Source organism: Streptomyces sp. Y20, from assembly GCF_043195475.1.
Classification (GTDB): domain Bacteria; phylum Actinomycetota; class Actinomycetes; order Streptomycetales; family Streptomycetaceae; genus Streptomyces.
This window is the reverse complement of record NZ_JBIDDP010000003.1, coordinates 365629-381457: the sequence shown is the minus strand read 5'-3', so window position 1 is coordinate 381457 and position 15829 is coordinate 365629. Positions and strand designations below refer to the sequence as shown.

Here is a 15829-nt window from a genome sequence, read left to right as displayed (position 1 = left end):
GGGAGATATCCGGACTTGTCACTCTTCGTGTGCGAGGTCGGACTCACATACGACTCTTCCCGTGACCTGGGTGCGCGGGATAACGTGCGGTTGCTCCGGACTGCCGCAAGGCTGTGACCAGCACGCTTTCCCGTCCCCTCGATTTACTTGGAAATCCAAGCAAAATCGCAGGTCAAAGGGGGTTTCACAGAAATGTGAAGCACTGGGTAACGTGTTGACCGCAGGGCGCTCGCCGGGGCACCTGTCACGCCTGTTCCCGGCCGAGTGGCACCCACCCCGTGCCCGGTGGTCGGACAGGTGAGCCGCACTGGCCTACCGGCAACCCCGGGGGCCGGAACGACGGAGGAGCACACGTGACCGTGGAGAGCAGTGCCGCGCGCAAGCCGCGACGCACCGCCGCAGGCAAGGCCGGCACGTCCGGCGACACGACCGGAGCCACCGGCACCAAGCGCACCACCCGCAGCACCGCCGGAAAGGACGCCGGCCCGGAACTGGTGCAGCTCCTGACCCCCGAGGGCAAGCGGGTCAAGAACGCCGAGTACGACGCCTACGTCGCCGGCATCACCCCCGACGAGCTGCGCGGCCTGTACCGCGACATGGTGCTCACCCGCCGCTTCGACGCCGAGGCCACCGCCCTGCAGCGCCAGGGAGAGCTGGGCCTGTGGGCCTCCCTGCTGGGCCAGGAGGCCGCCCAGATCGGCTCCGGCCGGGCCACCCGCGAGGACGACTACGTCTTCCCGACCTATCGGGAGCACGGCGTCGCCTGGTGCCGCGGCGTCGACCCGACCAACCTGCTCGGCATGTTCCGCGGCGTGAACAACGGCGGCTGGGACCCGAACAGCAACAACTTCCACCTGTACACGATCGTCATCGGCTCCCAGGCGCTGCACGCCACCGGCTACGCGATGGGCATCGCCAAGGACGGCGCGGACTCGGCGGTCATCGCGTACTTCGGTGACGGCGCCTCCAGCCAGGGCGACGTGGCCGAATCGTTCACCTTCTCCGCGGTCTACAACGCCCCCGTGGTGTTCTTCTGCCAGAACAACCAGTGGGCGATCTCCGAGCCGACCGAGCGCCAGACCCGCGTGCCGCTCTACCAGCGCGCCCAGGGCTACGGCTTCCCCGGCGTCCGCGTCGACGGCAACGACGTGCTGGCCTGCCTCGCGGTCACCAAGTGGGCGCTGGAGCGCGCCCGCAACGGCGAGGGCCCGACCCTGGTCGAGGCGTACACCTACCGCATGGGCGCCCACACCACCTCCGACGACCCCAGCCGGTACCGGGGCGACGAGGAGCGGCTCGCCTGGGAGGCCAAGGACCCGATCCTCCGCCTGCGCCGCTACCTGGAGGCGTCGAACCACACGGACGAGGGATTCTTCGCGGAACTCGAGGCCGAGTCCGAGACGTTGGGCAGACGAGTGCGCGAAGCGGTCCGCGCCATGCCCGACCCGGACCACTTCGCCATCTTCGAGAACGCGTATGCGGACGGGCACGCGCTCGTCGACGAGGAGCGCGCCCAGTTCGCCGCCTACCAGGCGTCGTTCGCGGAAGAAGGGGGTCACTGAGATGGCCGAGAAGATGGCGATGGCCAAGGCCATCAACGAGTCGCTGCGCCGCGCCCTGGACGCCGACCCCAAGGTCCTCGTCATGGGTGAGGACGTCGGCAAGCTCGGCGGCGTCTTCCGTGTGACGGACGGCCTCCAGAAGGACTTCGGCGAGAGCCGGGTCATCGACACCCCCCTCGCCGAGTCCGGCATCGTCGGCACCGCTATCGGCCTCGCCCTGCGCGGCTACCGCCCGGTGGTGGAGATCCAGTTCGACGGCTTCGTCTTCCCGGCCTACGACCAGATCGTCACCCAGCTCGCCAAGATGCACGCCCGCTCGCTGGGCAAGGTCAAGCTGCCGGTCGTCATCCGCATCCCCTACGGCGGCGGCATCGGCGCGGTCGAGCACCACTCCGAGTCCCCGGAGGCCCTGTTCGCGCACGTGGCGGGCCTGAAGGTGGTCAGCCCGTCCAACTCCTCCGACGCGTACTGGATGATGCAGCAGGCCATCCAGAGCGACGACCCGGTCATCTACTTCGAGCCCAAGCGGCGCTACTGGGACAAGGGCGAGGTCGACCCCGAGGCGATCCCGGCCCCCCTGCACAGGGCCCGCGTGGTCCGCGAGGGCACGGATCTCACCCTGGCCGCCTACGGCCCGATGGTGAAGCTGTGCCAGGAGGCCGCGGACGCAGCGGCCGAGGAGGGCAAGTCCCTGGAGGTCCTGGACCTGCGCTCGGTCAGCCCCCTCGACTTCGACGCCGTCCAGGCCTCGGTGGAGAAGACCCGCCGTCTCGTGGTCGTCCACGAGGCACCGGTGTTCTTCGGCTCCGGCGCGGAGATCGCCGCGAGGATCACCGAGCGCTGCTTCTACCACCTGGAGGCACCCGTCCTGCGCGTCGGCGGCTACCACGCCCCGTACCCGCCGGCCCGCCTGGAGGAGGAGTACCTGCCCGACCTGGACCGCGTGCTCGACGCCGTCGACCGCTCACTGGCGTACTGAGGAGAGGGTCGTGACGACGATGACGGAAGCGTCCGTACGCGAGTTCAAGATGCCCGATGTGGGCGAGGGACTCACCGAGGCCGAGATCCTCAAGTGGTACGTCCAGCCGGGTGACACGGTCACCGACGGCCAGGTGGTCTGCGAGGTCGAGACCGCCAAGGCGGCGGTGGAGCTCCCCATCCCCTACGACGGTGTGGTCCGCGCACTGCACTTCCCCGAGGGCACCACGGTGGACGTGGGCACGTCCATCATCGCGGTGGCCGTGGCGGGCGCGGCCGCTCCCGATGCCCCGGCCGAACCGGCCCGGGCGGTGCCCGAGCAGCCGAAGGAGGAGCCGAAGCCGGAGGGCCGCCAGCCGGTGCTGGTCGGCTACGGCGTGGCCACCTCCTCCACCAAGCGCCGCCCGCGCAAGGGCCCCGAGGTCACCGTCCCGGCGGCGGCGCAGGCGGTCGAGGCGGTCCAGGCGGAGCTGAACGGCCACGGCGCGGTGGCGGACAGGGTCCGTCCGCTGGCCAAGCCCCCGGTGCGCAAGCTCGCCAAGGACCTGGGCGTCGACCTCGCCACCATCACCCCCTCCGGCCCGGACGGCGTCATCACGCGCGAGGACGTCCACGCGGCGGCCACCCCGCGCACCGCCGAACCGGCGGCACCGGTCGCGACAGCTCCCACGGCGCCCCCGGCACCCGTGGCGTCGTACGACACCGCGCGTGAGACCCGCGTCCCGGTCAAGGGCGTCCGCAAGGCGACCGCGCAGGCGATGGTCGGCTCGGCGTTCACGGCGCCGCACGTCACCGAGTTCGTGACGGTGGACGTGACGCGCACGATGAAGCTGGTCGAGGAGCTGAAGCACGACAAGGAGATGCAGGGTCTGCGGGTGAACCCGCTGCTGCTGATCGCCAAGGCCCTGCTGGTCGCGATCAAGCGCAACCCCGACGTCAACGCGTCCTGGGACGAGGCCGGCCAGGAGATCGTGCGCAAGCACTACGTCAACCTGGGCATCGCGGCGGCCACCCCCCGGGGACTGATCGTCCCGAACATCAAGGACGCGCACGACAAGACGCTCCCGCAGCTGGCGGAGGCGCTGGGCGAGCTGGTGACGACGGCCCGCGAGGGCAAGACCTCGCCCGCCGCCATGCAGGGCGGCACGGTGACCATCACCAACGTCGGCGTGTTCGGCGTCGACACCGGCACACCGATCCTCAACCCGGGTGAGTCGGCGATCCTCGCGGTCGGCGCGATCAAGCTCCAGCCGTGGGTCCACAAGGGCAAGGTCAAGCCCCGGCAGGTCACCACGCTGGCCCTGAGCTTCGACCACCGCCTGGTGGACGGGGAGCTGGGCTCCAAGGTGCTGGCGGACATCGCGGCCGTCCTGGAGCAGCCCAAGCGGCTGATCACTTGGGCGTGAAGGCCTTCACCGGGTAATCTCCACGCCTGCGGGGGACGGCCGCAACTTCGGTTTGTGACCGTCCCCCGCTTCTTTCAGCCCTGGTGGAGCACGTACACCGGTGCGCCGTCCTCGGCGCCGCCCTGCGAGCGGATGCAGGCGTGCGTGCGCAGCAGGCGCAGACACGCGTTGACCTGGCGCACCGTCAACCCCGTCCGGGACGCGATGGATTCCAGCGGCTCGCGCAGTTCACCCGTCTCGACCAGGACCGGGGCGATCGCCACGGCGACGGTCCACACGTCCTCCGTCACGGACAGCCGCTGACGCCAGTCGGCCAGTACGGACTCCGTGGTGGCCGGCGCCGCGAGGCGGCTCCCGGGGGCCGGACGCGCGAGCATGAAGGCGTCGAGCCGGTCCGCGATGCGTTCCATGGCCCGGACCATGGCCTGATGCACGGCCAGTGTGGCCTTCTGTGTCGCCAGCGTCTCCCGTTGGACGGTCAGCGTCTCCCGCTGGACGTCCAGCATCTCCTTCTGCAGCGCGTTCGATTCCCGCTGCCCGTTCGCGAGCTCCTCGTCCAGCTGGAGGTTGTGCGCCTCGAGCCGGACGATGGCCTCCGCGACCTGTTCGGGCATGGCGTACGCGACGGGTGCCCCCGGTTCGGCCGGCTGCACCTCGGCCTCTTCGAGAGTGTAGGAACCCTCCCGCTGCACGGTCTCGATGACCTCGGCGACCCACTGCTTGAAGGGGGCGCAGGCGGGCTTGGTGCAGGCGCTGACAAGGAGGATGAGACCTTGCAGAGAGATGATGTTCAGGTCTCGGCGCCACTCCCTACCTGCGGGAATGCTGAGACCGTAAGCTCCAGTTACGGTCTCGAGAATCTCTCGGTGGCTCTCGGGGACATGGTCGGAGAGTGCCTGCCGAGAGTTGGTGTGCCCGAGTTCCTTGCAGACGTCGACCGCCGGGAACCAGTGGCTTCCGTCCGGCATGGTCAGCCTGCGGACGCGGGCGCCGGTCGCGGCGTACACGAAGTCACTGACGTCGATCGCCTCGCGCCGTGCCGCCGAGTCGGACTCGGATCGCTTCCTGGGTTCGTTCATGTGAACCACCTCCGCTGCGGAACGTAGAGCGGATGAAATGGAATATGCCAGCGGAAAGAGGGATGTTCACGATTGCGAGTGAAAAGGGGCGATATCGCTGGCCGGAGACGGCGAAGGGCCCGCCGCATCGCTGCGACGGGCCCTTCCTCGTACCGCCGGTGTCAGCCGAGCTTGGCGAAGCTGTAGGTGAGGAGCTTCTTCGCGTCCGTCTCGCGCTGGGCGATGGAGGTGGAGGCGAGGACGGTGCCGACGACCGTCCTGCCGTTCCGGGTGGCGGCGAAGACCAGGCAGTACTTGGCCTCCGGGCCGGAGCCGGTCTTCACACCGATGGTGCCGCTGTAGCTGCTGAGCAGCCCGTTGGTGTTCTTCCACGCGTTCATCGTGCGCGTGCTGCCCGTCTTGGTGATCGTCTTCGCGGTGTACGACTTCGTCTTGACGATCGTGCGGAACGTGGAGCTCTTCATCGCGCTGCTGGCGATCTTCGTCAGATCGCGCGGCGTCGAGTAGTTGGAGCCGCTGCCGATGCCGTCGAAGGAGTCGAAGTGGGTGTTCTTCAGGCCCAGGTTCCTGGCGGCGGTGTTCATCTTGCCGATGAACGACTTCACGCGCGCGTCGGTGGAGGAGCCCGAGCCGTACTTGTCGGCGAGCGCGTAGGCGGCGTCGCAGCCGGACGGCAGCATCAGGCCGTACAGCAGCTGGCGGACGGTGACCTTGTCGCCGACGATCAGGTGTGCCTGGGAGGCGTTGTTCCTGACGACGTAGTCGCTGTAGATCTTCTTGATCGTGACCTTGGAGTCGAGGTTGAGGTTCGACTGCGCGAGCACGACCTTGGCGGTCATGATCTTGGTGGTGGAGCCGGTGGACCGCTTGGTGTCGGCCGTCTTGGTGTACAGCGTCGAGCCGGTGACGTTGTTCATCACGTAACCGCCCTTCGCCACGATGGAGGGCGTCGTGACGGCTTGCGCGGGCGCTGCGGTGAGGGCACCGGTGGCGAGCAGCGCGCCGGAGCTGACGGCGACGACGGCGGCTCTGCGGAGGCGGGTGCCCTGAATGCCGGTAATCAAAGTGATATACCTCGAATGTCTTGAATGCCCGTTGAGTGCGGCCGAGTTGAGGTGACAACGGAGCGAGCCGCACGTGTGTGACACGTAAGTAGCACAGAAGGTTGTGCGGTCGCTGCGACGGGCTTTCCTCATGTCCGCATGATGGACGGCGCCCCTGCTTGCGTACGCGTTGTATCTATGCTGTCGGCATGGAAACGGCCGTCGAGCAGTCCGCGCCCCAGTCCCTGAAGCCGCCACCCGCTGCCGACCGCGTGTACGCCCATGTCAAGCAGGGTGTGCTCGACCGCCACTACGAGGGCGGCACCCTGCTCACCGAGGGGGAGCTCGCGGAGGCCGTCGGGGTCTCGCGCACCCCCGTCCGGGAGGCGCTGCTGCGGCTGGAGGCCGAGGGCCTGATCCGCCTCTACCCCAAGAAGGGTGCCCTCGTCCTGCCCGTCTCCGCGCAGGAGATCGCCGACGTGGTGGAGACCCGGCTGCTGGTCGAGGAGCACGCGGCCCGCAAGGCCGTACCCGCTCCGCCGGGCCTGCTGGCCCGGCTGACGGAGCTGCTGGCGCGGCAGAAGGCGCAGGCCGCCGCCGGTGATCTGGCCGCCGCCGCCGTCACCGACCGCTGCTTCCACGCCGAGATCGTGCGCAGCGGCGGCAACGAGATCCTCTCCCGGCTCTACGACCAGCTGCGCGATCGCCAGCTGCGGATGGGCGTCGCCGTCATGCACTCGCACCCCGACCGGATCGCCAAGACGCTCGCCGAGCACGAGGAGATCCTCGACGCGCTGCGCGCCGGGGACGCCGAGGCGGCCGTCGGGGTCGTGCACCGGCACGTGAGCTGGTTCTCGCACCTCGCGCGAGGTGAGGTGCGATGAGCGGCCCCGCGCGCAACGCCACCCTTCCGGGTGATCCGCCCGGCGGCCGGGGCGCCGTCGCCGTGTGGTCCATAGGCGTGGCCGTCTACTTCGTCGCCGTCATCTTCCGTACGTCGCTGGGCGTGGCCGGACTCGACGCGGCCGCCCGCTTCCATGTGAACGCCTCCGCCCTGTCGACGTTCTCCATCCTCCAGCTGCTGGTCTACGCCGGCATGCAGATACCCGTCGGCCTGCTGGTCGACCGGCTCGGTACCAGGAAGGTGCTGAGCATCGGGGCGGTGCTGTTCACCGCCGGGCAGCTGGGCTTCGCCTTCTCCCCCTCGTACGGCACCGCGCTCGCCTCCCGCGCCCTGCTGGGCTGCGGCGACGCGATGACCTTCATCAGCGTGCTGCGGCTCGGCACCCGCTGGTTCCCCGCCCGGCGCGGCCCACTGGTCGCACAGCTCGCGGGCCTGGTCGGCATGGCGGGCAACCTGGTCTCCACCCTCGTCCTCGCCCGGCTGCTGCACGGCATCGGCTGGACCCGGGCGTTCGCGGGCAGCGCGCTCGCGGGCGTGGTCGTCATCGTTCTGACCCTGCTGTTCCTGAAGGACCACCCCGAAGGGCACGAACCGGAGCCGTCGCCGCACCGGGGTTCGGTCTACGTCCGCCGGCAGATCGCCGCGGCCTGGCGGGAGCCGGGGACACGGCTCGGGCTGTGGGTGCACTTCACCACCCAGTTCCCGGCGATGGTGTTCCTGCTGCTGTGGGGGCTGCCGTTCCTGGTGCAGGCGCAGGGGCTCAGCCGGGCCACGGCCGGCGAGCTGCTCACCCTGGTGGTCCTGTCCAACATGGTGATCGGCCTGGTCTACGGCCAGATCGTCGCCCGGCACCACGCGGCACGGCTGCCGCTGGCGCTCGGCACGGTGAGCGCGACGGCGCTGCTGTGGGCGGGAACGCTCGCCTACCCCGGGGAGCACGCGCCGATGTGGCTGCTCGTGGTCCTGTGCGCGGTGCTCGGGGCGTGCGGGCCGGCGTCGATGCTCGGCTTCGACTTCGCCCGGCCGGCCAACCCGCCCGAGCGGCAGGGCACCGCGTCCGGCATCACCAACATGGGAGGGTTCATCGCCTCCATGACGACGCTGTTCGCGATAGGCGTGCTGCTGGACGCCACCGGGGACGACTACACCATGGCCTTCTCCGCGGTGTTCGTGCTCCAGGCGCTCGGGGTCAGCCAGATCCTGCGGCTGCGGGGGCGGGCGGTTCGGCGGGAGCGGGAACGGTTGGTGGCGAGCCGGGTGGAGACGGTGCACGTGCCTGTGGCTTGAGGCGGTGGCTCGCCCACCCGCGCGCTCCGCCTCCGTGGGCCAGCCGGGACGACTCCCGCGCAACACCGGCCCCCGGTACAACTCCCGCGCAACACCGGCCCCCGGGACGACTCCCGCGCAACACCGGCCCCCGGGACGTCTCTCCCGGGGTGCCCCGGACGCGGGGCGCGTGGGCTCGGGGCGTTCCCCGCGCCCGACCCCCTACGGCGTCACCGTGAAGTTGCGGAGGATGGCTGCCGCCAGGTCCTGGTCGCCCTCGGTCTTCACCCGGTCCGCCACCGCCTGGGGGGTCACCCGGCCGCAGGCCAGGCGGACATAGGTCTCCCAGTCGAGGGTGAGCGTGGCCGCGGGGCCGAGGGCCGGGGCGGTTTCCACGGTGCCGCGGCCCTGGATGTCGACGCGGACGGTGCGCAGGAACTCGACCGGGCCGTGTACGTCGAACACGATCGCAGAGCTGCGCGGGGCGTCCGCGTCCTTGGCGACGACCTTGGGCAGCGCGTCCAGCAGGACGTCCCGGGTGACGTACGCGCCCGGCGAGTCCAGGTTCCCGGGGCGGCCGAGGGCCGTGCGCAGGTCCTGTTCGTGCACCCACACGTCGAACGCACGTGCGCGATAGGCCTGTTCCAGGGTGATCTCACTGCCGAGCGGGCCGCGCACCGTGGTCGCGGGGTCGCGGGACTCGTTGCGCAGCTGGCGGTTGCGGCGGATGACGGTGTACTCCAGCTCGGCCGTCATCTCCGGAGCCGTGTGGTGACGACGGACGTCGACCTGCATCTCCATGTACCGCTGGTGCTCGGTGGCGACGTGGAAGAGGTCGCGCGGCAGGGCGTGGATGGGGCGCGGGTCGCCGAGCATCTCGCAGTCCAGGCCGATGACGTGCGACACGATGTCCCGGACCGACCAGCCGGGGCAGGGGGTCCGCCGGTTCCACTCGCCCTCGACGAGCGGCTGCACCATTTCGGATATCGCTTCGATGGAGTGCGTCCAGGCGTCGGCGTAGGGCTGGAGGGTGGGATGCAGACTCACGGAAACGGGACCCCTCGGCGGTCGGTACACGGGCAGGTTGTGGCGGCGTTGCCAGCGGGCGGCGGCTGCACTTCGGCGGGTGTCTTGACGCTAAGTTACGCTGCGGAGAGGCACCCCGGCAGTGCTTTCGTGTGACGATCGTAGGCCCGTGTGGACGACTCGAAGTGCCAGGACGGTGGTAGTGTGCGCGCCTCGCTGATCCAGATCGCCGTGGACGAGGACGAATCGGTCGGCTCCCGGCGGCGGCGGGCCGCCGCGCTGGTGCGGGCACAGGCCGGTGCGGACCTCGTCGTACTGCCCGAACTGTGGACCACCGGCGCCTTCGCCTACGAGGACTTCGGACGCGAGGCCGAGCCGCTCGAAGGGCCGACCTGTCAGGCGATGGCCGGGGCGGCGCGTGACGCGGGCGTGTGGCTGCACGCCGGCTCCGTTCCCGAACGGGCGGCGTCCGGTGGCGGCTCCGCCACGCAGGACGGTTCCCTCTACAACACGTCTCTCGTCTTCTCCCCCTCCGGTGAACTGGCCGCGGCCTACCGCAAGATCCACCGCTTCGGCTTCGACAAGGGCGAGGCCGTGCTGATGGGCGCGGGCCGGGAGCTGGTGACGGTCCGGCTGCCCGGGACCACGCTCGGCGTGGCCACCTGCTACGACCTCCGTTTCCCCGAACTCTTCCGTGGGCTCGTCGACGCCGGCGCCGAGATGCTGGTGATCCCGGCGGGTTGGCCCGAGCGGCGACGCGCGCACTGGACGCTGCTGGCTCAGGCGCGGGCGGTGGAGAACCAGGCGTTCGTGCTCGCCTGTGGAACGGCCGGGACCCACGCCGGAGTTCCGCAGGCGGGTCACTCGATCGTGGTCGATCCGTGGGGCGAGGTGCTCGCCGAGGCGGGCTCGGGCGAGGAGGTCCTCACCGTCGACCTCGACCCGGCGAAGGTGTCCGCCACCCGCGAGCAGTTCCCGGCGCTGAAGGACCGCGTCCTCGGTCTTCAGGCGCCCCCGCACCGGGGTTAGCCCCGCCGCCGAAGTCAGTCCTCCTCCCCCTCCTTCTCCGAGAGGTGGATGACGCACACCGCCACCGCGATCAGCAGCGCCGGGTCGGCGTCCTCCCGTACGACGTCGACGCCGTAGGTGTCGCGCACGGTCAGCCAGCGGCGGGAGATCACCGCGAGCAGTTCACCGTCGTACTCGACGGCGAACTCGCGGTCCAGGATCTTTCCGCTGACGTCGAGTTCCGTGCCGTCCACCAGGGAGACCCGGTAGTGGTTGCGCAACAGGGACAGCCGTTTGCGCCTGATCCTGGCCAGGGCCTCGCCGTCCCGTTCGATCACCATCGTGTCGCGCAGGGCGAACATCTTCTGGTGGATGTCGATCAGGATCCGCCCCTGGGCGTCCTTCAGCTCGAAGGTGTCCCGCAGCCGCATCGCCTTGCCGTCGACGAGGAACACCTTCCGGCCGTGCTCGTCCTCGATCCACCAGTCGTCACCGATGCCGAGGATCCGGTCGCGTACGAGGAATCTCATACAGGTCATGCTTCCCCGGCACCTGGTGATCGTCACAGGGCCGTGCCCGCCCGTCTCCTCCCGGCCCGGACGTCATGGTCCACCGGGGCTCCTCCACGAGGCCGACGGCTGCGGCTGCGGCTGCGGCGCTCGCGGCAGCGGGGCCGCCCGCACCGAGAAGCAGGGCCGCACGCTCCGGGCCGACCGACGGCCGCCCCTTCCGCAGCCCCTTGTGCCGTTCCCCCCGCCGTCCCCTCACCTGACGGGTTCCCAGCCGACCGAGGCCACCGGGCGGCCCCAGCGGAGCGGGCCTCGTCCGACCGGGCACCGGAATCCGCCGGGACGCCGGGTGACGCCCGGGTGAACTTCCCGCTTCTGCGGGGCGGGCGGCCAACCTGCGGACGGGCCCGCGGGTCGGACCGGACGGAAGCCGGCGACAACGCCGTACCCGTTCCTCCCGGAGGTCCGCCATGTCCGCTCGACCCGCCCGCCCCCGCCCCGTGCGCACGCTCGCCCTGGCCCTCGGCACGGCCGCCCTCGCCGTGCCGTGCGCCCTGGCCGGCGGTGCCGCCGCGGCCGTCCCCGCGGCTGCGTCCGCCCGCGCGACTGTCCCCGCGGCCACCGCGGAGGTCAACCGGTACGGCTGGCAGCTCGCCTACACCGCCGCGCCGGGCCAGGTCAACAAGGCGACCGTGACCGCGTCCCGCACCGGTGACGGCATCACCTATGTGATCGACGACGTCGTCCCGATCGACGCGGGCCACGGCTGCGCCCGTCCGGACGCCGCCGATCACACCAGGGTCTCCTGCACGGTCACCGCCGAGGAGAGCCAGGACCCGTACGCCGCCCTCACGATGGACCTCGGCGACCGCGACGACACCGTCGCCTACGCGAACGGGACCGACCAGGTGTACCGCTTCGCCCGGATCTCCCTGGGCCCCGGCGACGACAGGCTCACCGACAGCGGGCGCCTCGACGGCAACGACGTCTCGGGCGGCGCGGGCGACGACACCCTCACCGTCGGCGAGGCGGGGCTGGCCTTCGGCGGGGACGGCGACGACACGGTCCACGCCGACGGCGACCTGGTCATCGCCAAGGGCGGCAAGGGCGACGACGTGCTGCGGGGCGGTGCCGCCGGCCAGGACCTGTCCGGCGACGACGGTGACGACACCCTCTACGGCGGGGCCGGCGCCGACACCCTGTACGGCGGCAGGGGCGCCGACACCCTGTACGGCGGCGCCGGAAGCGACAGGCTCTACGGCAACAGCGGGAACGACCGGCTGCACGGCGGCCCCGGCCGGGACACGCTCTCCGGCGGCCCCGGCCGTGACGTGGTCCACCAGGACTGACGACCGGACGGCCCGGAGTCGTCCACAGGGCCGGAGTGGCCGTCGGCGCCGGATGGCACCCTGGGAACCATGACCGATTCCGCACCCCGACGCGTCCGCGTCCGCGCCCCCGAGCTGACCGGCAGGGGCGGTTGGATCAACACCGGCGGGAAGAACCTGACGCTCGCCGACCTCCGCGGCCGCATCCTGGTGCTGGACTTCTGGACCTCCTGCTGCGTCAACTGCCTGCACGTCCTGGACGAGCTGCGTCAGCTGGAGGAGAAGTACCGGGACACGGTCGTGGTGGTCGGGGTGCACTCGCCGAAGTTCGTGCACGAAACCGACCACCGGGCGGTCGTGGACGCGGTCGAGCGTCACGGCGTGACGCACCCGGTGCTGGACGACCCGGAGCTGGCCACCTGGAAGCAGTACGCCGTCCGGGCGTGGCCGACGCTCACCGTCGTCGACCCCGAGGGGTACGTCGTCGCGCAGCACGCGGGGGAGGGCCACGTGCACGCCATCGGGCGGCTGGTGGAGGAGCTGGCGGCCGAGCACGGGGCGAAGGGCACCCTGCGCCGCGGTGACGGCCCGTACGTGCCACCGGAGCCGGTGCCGACGACGCTGCGCTTCCCCGGCAAGGCGCTGCTGCTGCCGTCGGGGAACTTCCTGGTCAGCGACACCACCCGGCACCAGCTGGTGGAACTGGCCGAGGACGCCGAGACCGTCGTACGCCGGATCGGTTCCGGCGCGCGCGGGTTCACCGACGGCGGCCCGCGGGAGGCGTCCTTCAACGAGCCGCAGGGTCTCGCGCTCCTCGACGGCGGTGCGGTCGTGGTCGCCGACACCGTCAACCACGCCCTGCGCCGACTGGATTCGGCCACGGGTGAGGTGACCACCCTGGCGGGCACCGGGAAGCAGTGGCGGCGGGGATCGCCGACCTCGGGTGCGGCCCGTGAGGTGGATCTGTCCTCACCGTGGGACGTGGCGGTCTTCGGCGGCCGGGTGTGGATCGCCATGGCGGGCGTCCACCAGCTGTGGACGTACGACCCGGCCGCCCGTACGGTCGCCGTGGCGGCGGGCACCACCGACGAGGGCCTGGTGGACGGCCCCGCCGCCGAGGCCTGGTTCGCCCAGCCGTCCGGGCTGGCGGCCACCGCCGACCGGCTGTGGCTCGCCGACTCCGAGACGAGCGCCCTGCGCTGGGTGGACCACGACGGGCAGGTGCACACGGCCGTCGGGACCGGCCTGTTCGACTTCGGCCACCGGGACGGCGCCGCGGACCGGGCCCTGCTCCAGCACCCGCTGGGGGTCACCGCCCTGCCGGACGGCTCGGTCGCCGTCGCCGACACGTACAACCACGCCCTGCGCCGCTACGACCCGGCCACCGGTGAGGTCACCACGCTCGCCACCGATCTGCGCGAGCCCGGCGACGCGGTCGTCGCCGGCGCGGACATCGTGGTCGTGGAGTCGGCGCGGCACCGGCTGACCCGGCTGCGGCTGCCCGGGGAGGCGGCGTGGGCGGAGCCGGCCGCGCACCGCGCCCGGCGGGCCGCCACGGAGGTCGCTCCCGGCCGACTCCGCCTGGATGTGATCTTCCAGGTCCCCGCGGGCCGGAAACTCGACACGAGCCATGGGGCCGCCACCCGCCTGCTGGTCTCCTCCACCCCGCCCGAGCTGCTGCTCAAGGGCGAGGGAGCCGGCACGGACCTCTTCCGGGAGCTGGAGCTGGACCCGGCCGTCCCGGAGGGCGTCCTGCACGTCTGTGCGATGGCGGCGTCCTGCGACGGCCCCGCGTCCGGCGGCGACCCGGCCGGGGACGCCGACGCGTATGCCGCCTGCCGTGCCCACCAGCAGGACTGGAGTGTCCCGGTCCGTCTCACCGAGGGCGGCGCGGACCGCCTGCCGCTCGTCCTGGCGGGCCCGGACGAGCAGGAGGCGGTGTATCAGACGCCGTAGCCGTCGGAGTAGCCGTCGACGTGGTGGTGGCGGGGCTCCTCTTCCACCACCGGTGTCGTCGGCACCACGACGCGGCGGCGGCGCGCGATGCCGCTGAACGTCGCCACCCCGATCAGGCCCACCGCCATCAGGATCAGACCGACCACGGTGACGTTGACGCCCGTCATGTGCCAGTCGGTCGCGAACGTCAGGATGGCCCCTATGGCGATGAGGATGATGCATCCGCCGAGACCCATGAGACCTCGCCTCCCCTTCCGGTTCCGGAATCTCCGGTGCCGTCCGGGTACCCGGCGCGGGCCCGACTAGGCCGTGCCGCCGAACTCCCGCCGCTTTCCCCGGGGATGGCGGCTGGGGATCAGCTCTCCAGGAAGGCCTTGAGGGCGTTCGCGAGGAGGAACGGGTCGTCCGCGCCGCACAGTTCGCGCACACTGTGCATGGAGAGGATCGCGACGCCGATGTCGACCGTGCGGATGCCGTGCCGGGCCGCGGTGATGGGACCGATGGTGGTGCCGCACGGCATGGAGTTGTTGGAGACGAAGCTCTGGAAGGGGACGTCCGCCTTCTCGCAGGCCGCGGCGAACACCGCGCGGCCCGAACCGTCCGTGGCGTAGCGGTTGTTGACGTTGACCTTCAGGAGGGGGCCGCCGTTGACCCGCGGGTGGTGCGTCGGGTCGTGCCGCTCGGCGTAGTTGGGGTGCACGGCGTGGCCCGTGTCGGAGGACAGGCAGATCGTGCCGGCGAAGGCCCGGGCCCGGTCCTCGTACGTGCCGCCGCGCGCGAACACCGAGCGTTCAAGGACCGATCCGAGCAGCGGGCCGTCGGCGCCGGTGTCCGACTGGGAGCCGTTCTCCTCGTGGTCGAAGGCGGCCAGCACGGGGATGCGGGCGGGCGGGACGTCCGAGGCGGCGACGGCGGTCAGCGCGGCCACACCGGCGTGCACGGACAGCAGGTTGTCCATGCGCGGGCCGGCGACGAGCTCCCGGTCCCGGCCGAGGTAGGCGGGCGCCTCCACCGGGTGCGTCATCAGGTCCCAGCCGGCCACCGAGCCCGCCGCGAGCCCGGCCTCCTGCTCCAGGAAGGCGATCAGGTCGCCGTCGCGCACCTCGCCGCCGAGACCCCACACCGGCTGGAGGTGGCGCTGCTTGTCCAGCTTGAGTCCCTCGGCGGAGACCGAGCGGTCCAGGTGGATGGCGAGCTGCGGCACCCGCAGCAGCGGCCGGTCGACGTTGACGAGGGCCGAGGAGCCGTCGCGCAGGGTGAGCCGGCCGGCCAGGCCCAGGTCGCGGTCCAGCCAGGAGTTCAGCAGCGGGCCGCCGTAGATCTCCACGGCGACCTGGCGCCAGCCGTGCGCCCCGCTGTCGGGGCGGGGCTTGACGCGCAGGCTGGGGGAGTCGGTGTGCGCGCCGATGATGTGGAAGGGGGTGTGCGGCTCGGCGCCCTCGGGGACGTACCAGGCCACGATGGCGCCGCCGCGCAGCACGTACCGGCCGCCGTGCGTGCCGTCCCAGGCATCCGTCTCGGCGACCTGCCGGAAGCCTGCCTTCTCCAGCCGTTCGGCGGTGTTCGCGACGGCGTGGTACGGCGTGGGGCTCGCCGCCAGGAAGGTCATCAGGTCGTCGGTGTGGCCGCGGTCGAAGCGGGCTGCTGCGCTCATGGGTTCACCTTAACGACGTGCACGGGCCCGCTCCCGGTGGGAGAGCGGGCCCGTGCGGGCAATCAACGGATACGGACGCCGGATTCCGGTTTGTGCTCCGGGGCCGGCCC

General features: G+C 71.5%; 14 protein-coding genes. 8 read left to right on the top strand and 6 right to left on the bottom strand.

Translation table 11 applies throughout. The features are described 5' to 3' along the window. Nucleotides 1–353 precede the first annotated feature (353 nt). Genes pdhA through ACGFT1_RS10020 form a run of 3 tightly spaced genes read left to right on the top strand, consistent with a single transcriptional unit; the run spans nt 354 to nt 3946 of the window. A complete protein-coding gene (gene pdhA, locus ACGFT1_RS10030) occupies nt 354–1562 on the top strand; it encodes a pyruvate dehydrogenase (acetyl-transferring) E1 component subunit alpha (protein WP_373908540.1) in 1209 nt (402 codons plus the stop codon). Between the two features lies 1 nt (nt 1563). After that, nucleotides 1564–2541 carry an alpha-ketoacid dehydrogenase subunit beta gene (locus ACGFT1_RS10025; RefSeq protein ID WP_373908539.1) on the top strand — a complete coding sequence of 326 codons (978 nt, stop codon included), beginning with the start codon at nt 1564–1566 and terminating at the stop codon, nt 2539–2541. A gap of 10 nt (nt 2542–2551) precedes the next feature. Further along, nucleotides 2552–3946 carry a dihydrolipoamide acetyltransferase family protein gene (locus ACGFT1_RS10020; protein WP_373908538.1) on the top strand — a complete coding sequence of 465 codons (1395 nt, stop codon included), beginning with the start codon at nt 2552–2554 and terminating at the stop codon, nt 3944–3946. Nucleotides 3947–4020: 74 nt separating this feature from the next. On the opposite strand, the gene ACGFT1_RS10015 is transcribed toward ACGFT1_RS10020, so the two are convergent. After that, nucleotides 4021–5025 carry a Bro-N domain-containing protein gene (locus tag ACGFT1_RS10015; protein ID WP_373908537.1) on the bottom strand — a complete coding sequence of 335 codons (1005 nt, stop codon included), beginning with the start codon at nt 5023–5025 and terminating at the stop codon, nt 4021–4023. A gap of 161 nt (nt 5026–5186) precedes the next feature. After that, nucleotides 5187–6089: a D-alanyl-D-alanine carboxypeptidase family protein gene (locus ACGFT1_RS10010; protein WP_373908536.1), complete on the bottom strand. Its 903-nt coding sequence runs from the start codon at nt 6087–6089 to the stop codon at nt 5187–5189. 188 nt (nt 6090–6277) lie between these two features. Between ACGFT1_RS10010 and ACGFT1_RS10005 the strand changes: the two genes are divergently transcribed. After that, nucleotides 6278–6952: a GntR family transcriptional regulator gene (locus tag ACGFT1_RS10005; RefSeq protein ID WP_373908535.1), complete on the top strand. Its 675-nt coding sequence runs from the start codon at nt 6278–6280 to the stop codon at nt 6950–6952. Beyond that, a complete protein-coding gene (locus ACGFT1_RS10000; protein ID WP_373908534.1) occupies nt 6949–8259 on the top strand; it encodes a nitrate/nitrite transporter in 1311 nt (436 codons plus the stop codon). The genes ACGFT1_RS10005 and ACGFT1_RS10000 overlap by 4 nt, the downstream gene beginning before the upstream one ends. Before the next feature lie 201 nt (nt 8260–8460). Here the strand turns inward: ACGFT1_RS10000 and ACGFT1_RS09995 are convergent, their stop codons facing one another. Then, nucleotides 8461–9285, bottom strand: coding sequence for a maleylpyruvate isomerase family mycothiol-dependent enzyme (locus ACGFT1_RS09995; protein WP_373908533.1), 825 nt, complete (start codon nt 9283–9285; stop codon nt 8461–8463). Nucleotides 9286–9468: 183 nt separating this feature from the next. Here ACGFT1_RS09995 and ACGFT1_RS09990 point away from each other — a divergent pair, with 183 nt between their 5' ends. Further along, nucleotides 9469–10293 (top strand): carbon-nitrogen family hydrolase, encoded by an 825-nt coding sequence (locus ACGFT1_RS09990; protein ID WP_373908532.1) that lies wholly within the window; start codon nt 9469–9471, stop codon nt 10291–10293. Nucleotides 10294–10307: 14 nt separating this feature from the next. On the opposite strand, the gene ACGFT1_RS09985 is transcribed toward ACGFT1_RS09990, so the two are convergent. Then, on the bottom strand, nt 10308–10802 hold the full coding sequence (locus tag ACGFT1_RS09985; RefSeq protein WP_356818973.1) for an LURP-one-related family protein: 495 nt from the start codon (nt 10800–10802) through the stop codon (nt 10308–10310). A gap of 449 nt (nt 10803–11251) precedes the next feature. On the opposite strand from ACGFT1_RS09985, the gene ACGFT1_RS09980 reads away from it, so the two are divergent. Together ACGFT1_RS09980 and ACGFT1_RS09975 are read left to right on the top strand one after the other, a co-directional pair. Beyond that, nucleotides 11252–12130, top strand: coding sequence for a calcium-binding protein (locus ACGFT1_RS09980; protein WP_373908531.1), 879 nt, complete (start codon nt 11252–11254; stop codon nt 12128–12130). A 69-nt stretch (nt 12131–12199) separates the two neighbouring features. Then, a complete protein-coding gene (locus ACGFT1_RS09975) occupies nt 12200–14065 on the top strand; it encodes an NHL domain-containing thioredoxin family protein (RefSeq protein WP_373908530.1) in 1866 nt (621 codons plus the stop codon). Here ACGFT1_RS09975 and ACGFT1_RS09970 read toward each other — a convergent pair. Continuing rightward, the gene (locus ACGFT1_RS09970; RefSeq protein WP_373908529.1) at nt 14053–14301 is read right to left on the bottom strand and encodes a DUF6458 family protein; all 249 of its coding nucleotides are present in this window, start codon (nt 14299–14301) and stop codon (nt 14053–14055) included. The genes ACGFT1_RS09975 and ACGFT1_RS09970 overlap by 13 nt on opposite strands. Before the next feature lie 119 nt (nt 14302–14420). Beyond that, nucleotides 14421–15719 (bottom strand): M18 family aminopeptidase, encoded by a 1299-nt coding sequence (locus ACGFT1_RS09965; RefSeq protein WP_373908528.1) that lies wholly within the window; start codon nt 15717–15719, stop codon nt 14421–14423. Between the last annotated feature and the right edge of the window lie 110 nt (nt 15720–15829).

Excerpts from the sequence above, each read along its gene's own strand:
- ACGFT1_RS10025 (WP_373908539.1), top strand. The coding sequence starts at position 1,564 with ATGGCCGAGAAGATGGCGATGGCCAAGGCCATCAACGAGTCGCTGCGC.
- ACGFT1_RS10015 (WP_373908537.1), bottom strand. The coding sequence starts at position 5,025 with ATGAACGAACCCAGGAAGCGATCCGAGTCCGACTCGGCGGCACGGCGC.
- ACGFT1_RS10005 (WP_373908535.1), top strand. The coding sequence starts at position 6,278 with ATGGAAACGGCCGTCGAGCAGTCCGCGCCCCAGTCCCTGAAGCCGCCA.
- ACGFT1_RS10000 (WP_373908534.1), top strand. The coding sequence starts at position 6,949 with ATGAGCGGCCCCGCGCGCAACGCCACCCTTCCGGGTGATCCGCCCGGC.
- ACGFT1_RS09985 (WP_356818973.1), bottom strand. The coding sequence starts at position 10,802 with ATGAGATTCCTCGTACGCGACCGGATCCTCGGCATCGGTGACGACTGG.
- ACGFT1_RS09980 (WP_373908531.1), top strand. The coding sequence starts at position 11,252 with ATGTCCGCTCGACCCGCCCGCCCCCGCCCCGTGCGCACGCTCGCCCTG.
- ACGFT1_RS09975 (WP_373908530.1), top strand. The coding sequence starts at position 12,200 with ATGACCGATTCCGCACCCCGACGCGTCCGCGTCCGCGCCCCCGAGCTG.
- ACGFT1_RS09970 (WP_373908529.1), bottom strand. The coding sequence starts at position 14,301 with ATGGGTCTCGGCGGATGCATCATCCTCATCGCCATAGGGGCCATCCTG.
- ACGFT1_RS09965 (WP_373908528.1), bottom strand. The coding sequence starts at position 15,719 with ATGAGCGCAGCAGCCCGCTTCGACCGCGGCCACACCGACGACCTGATG.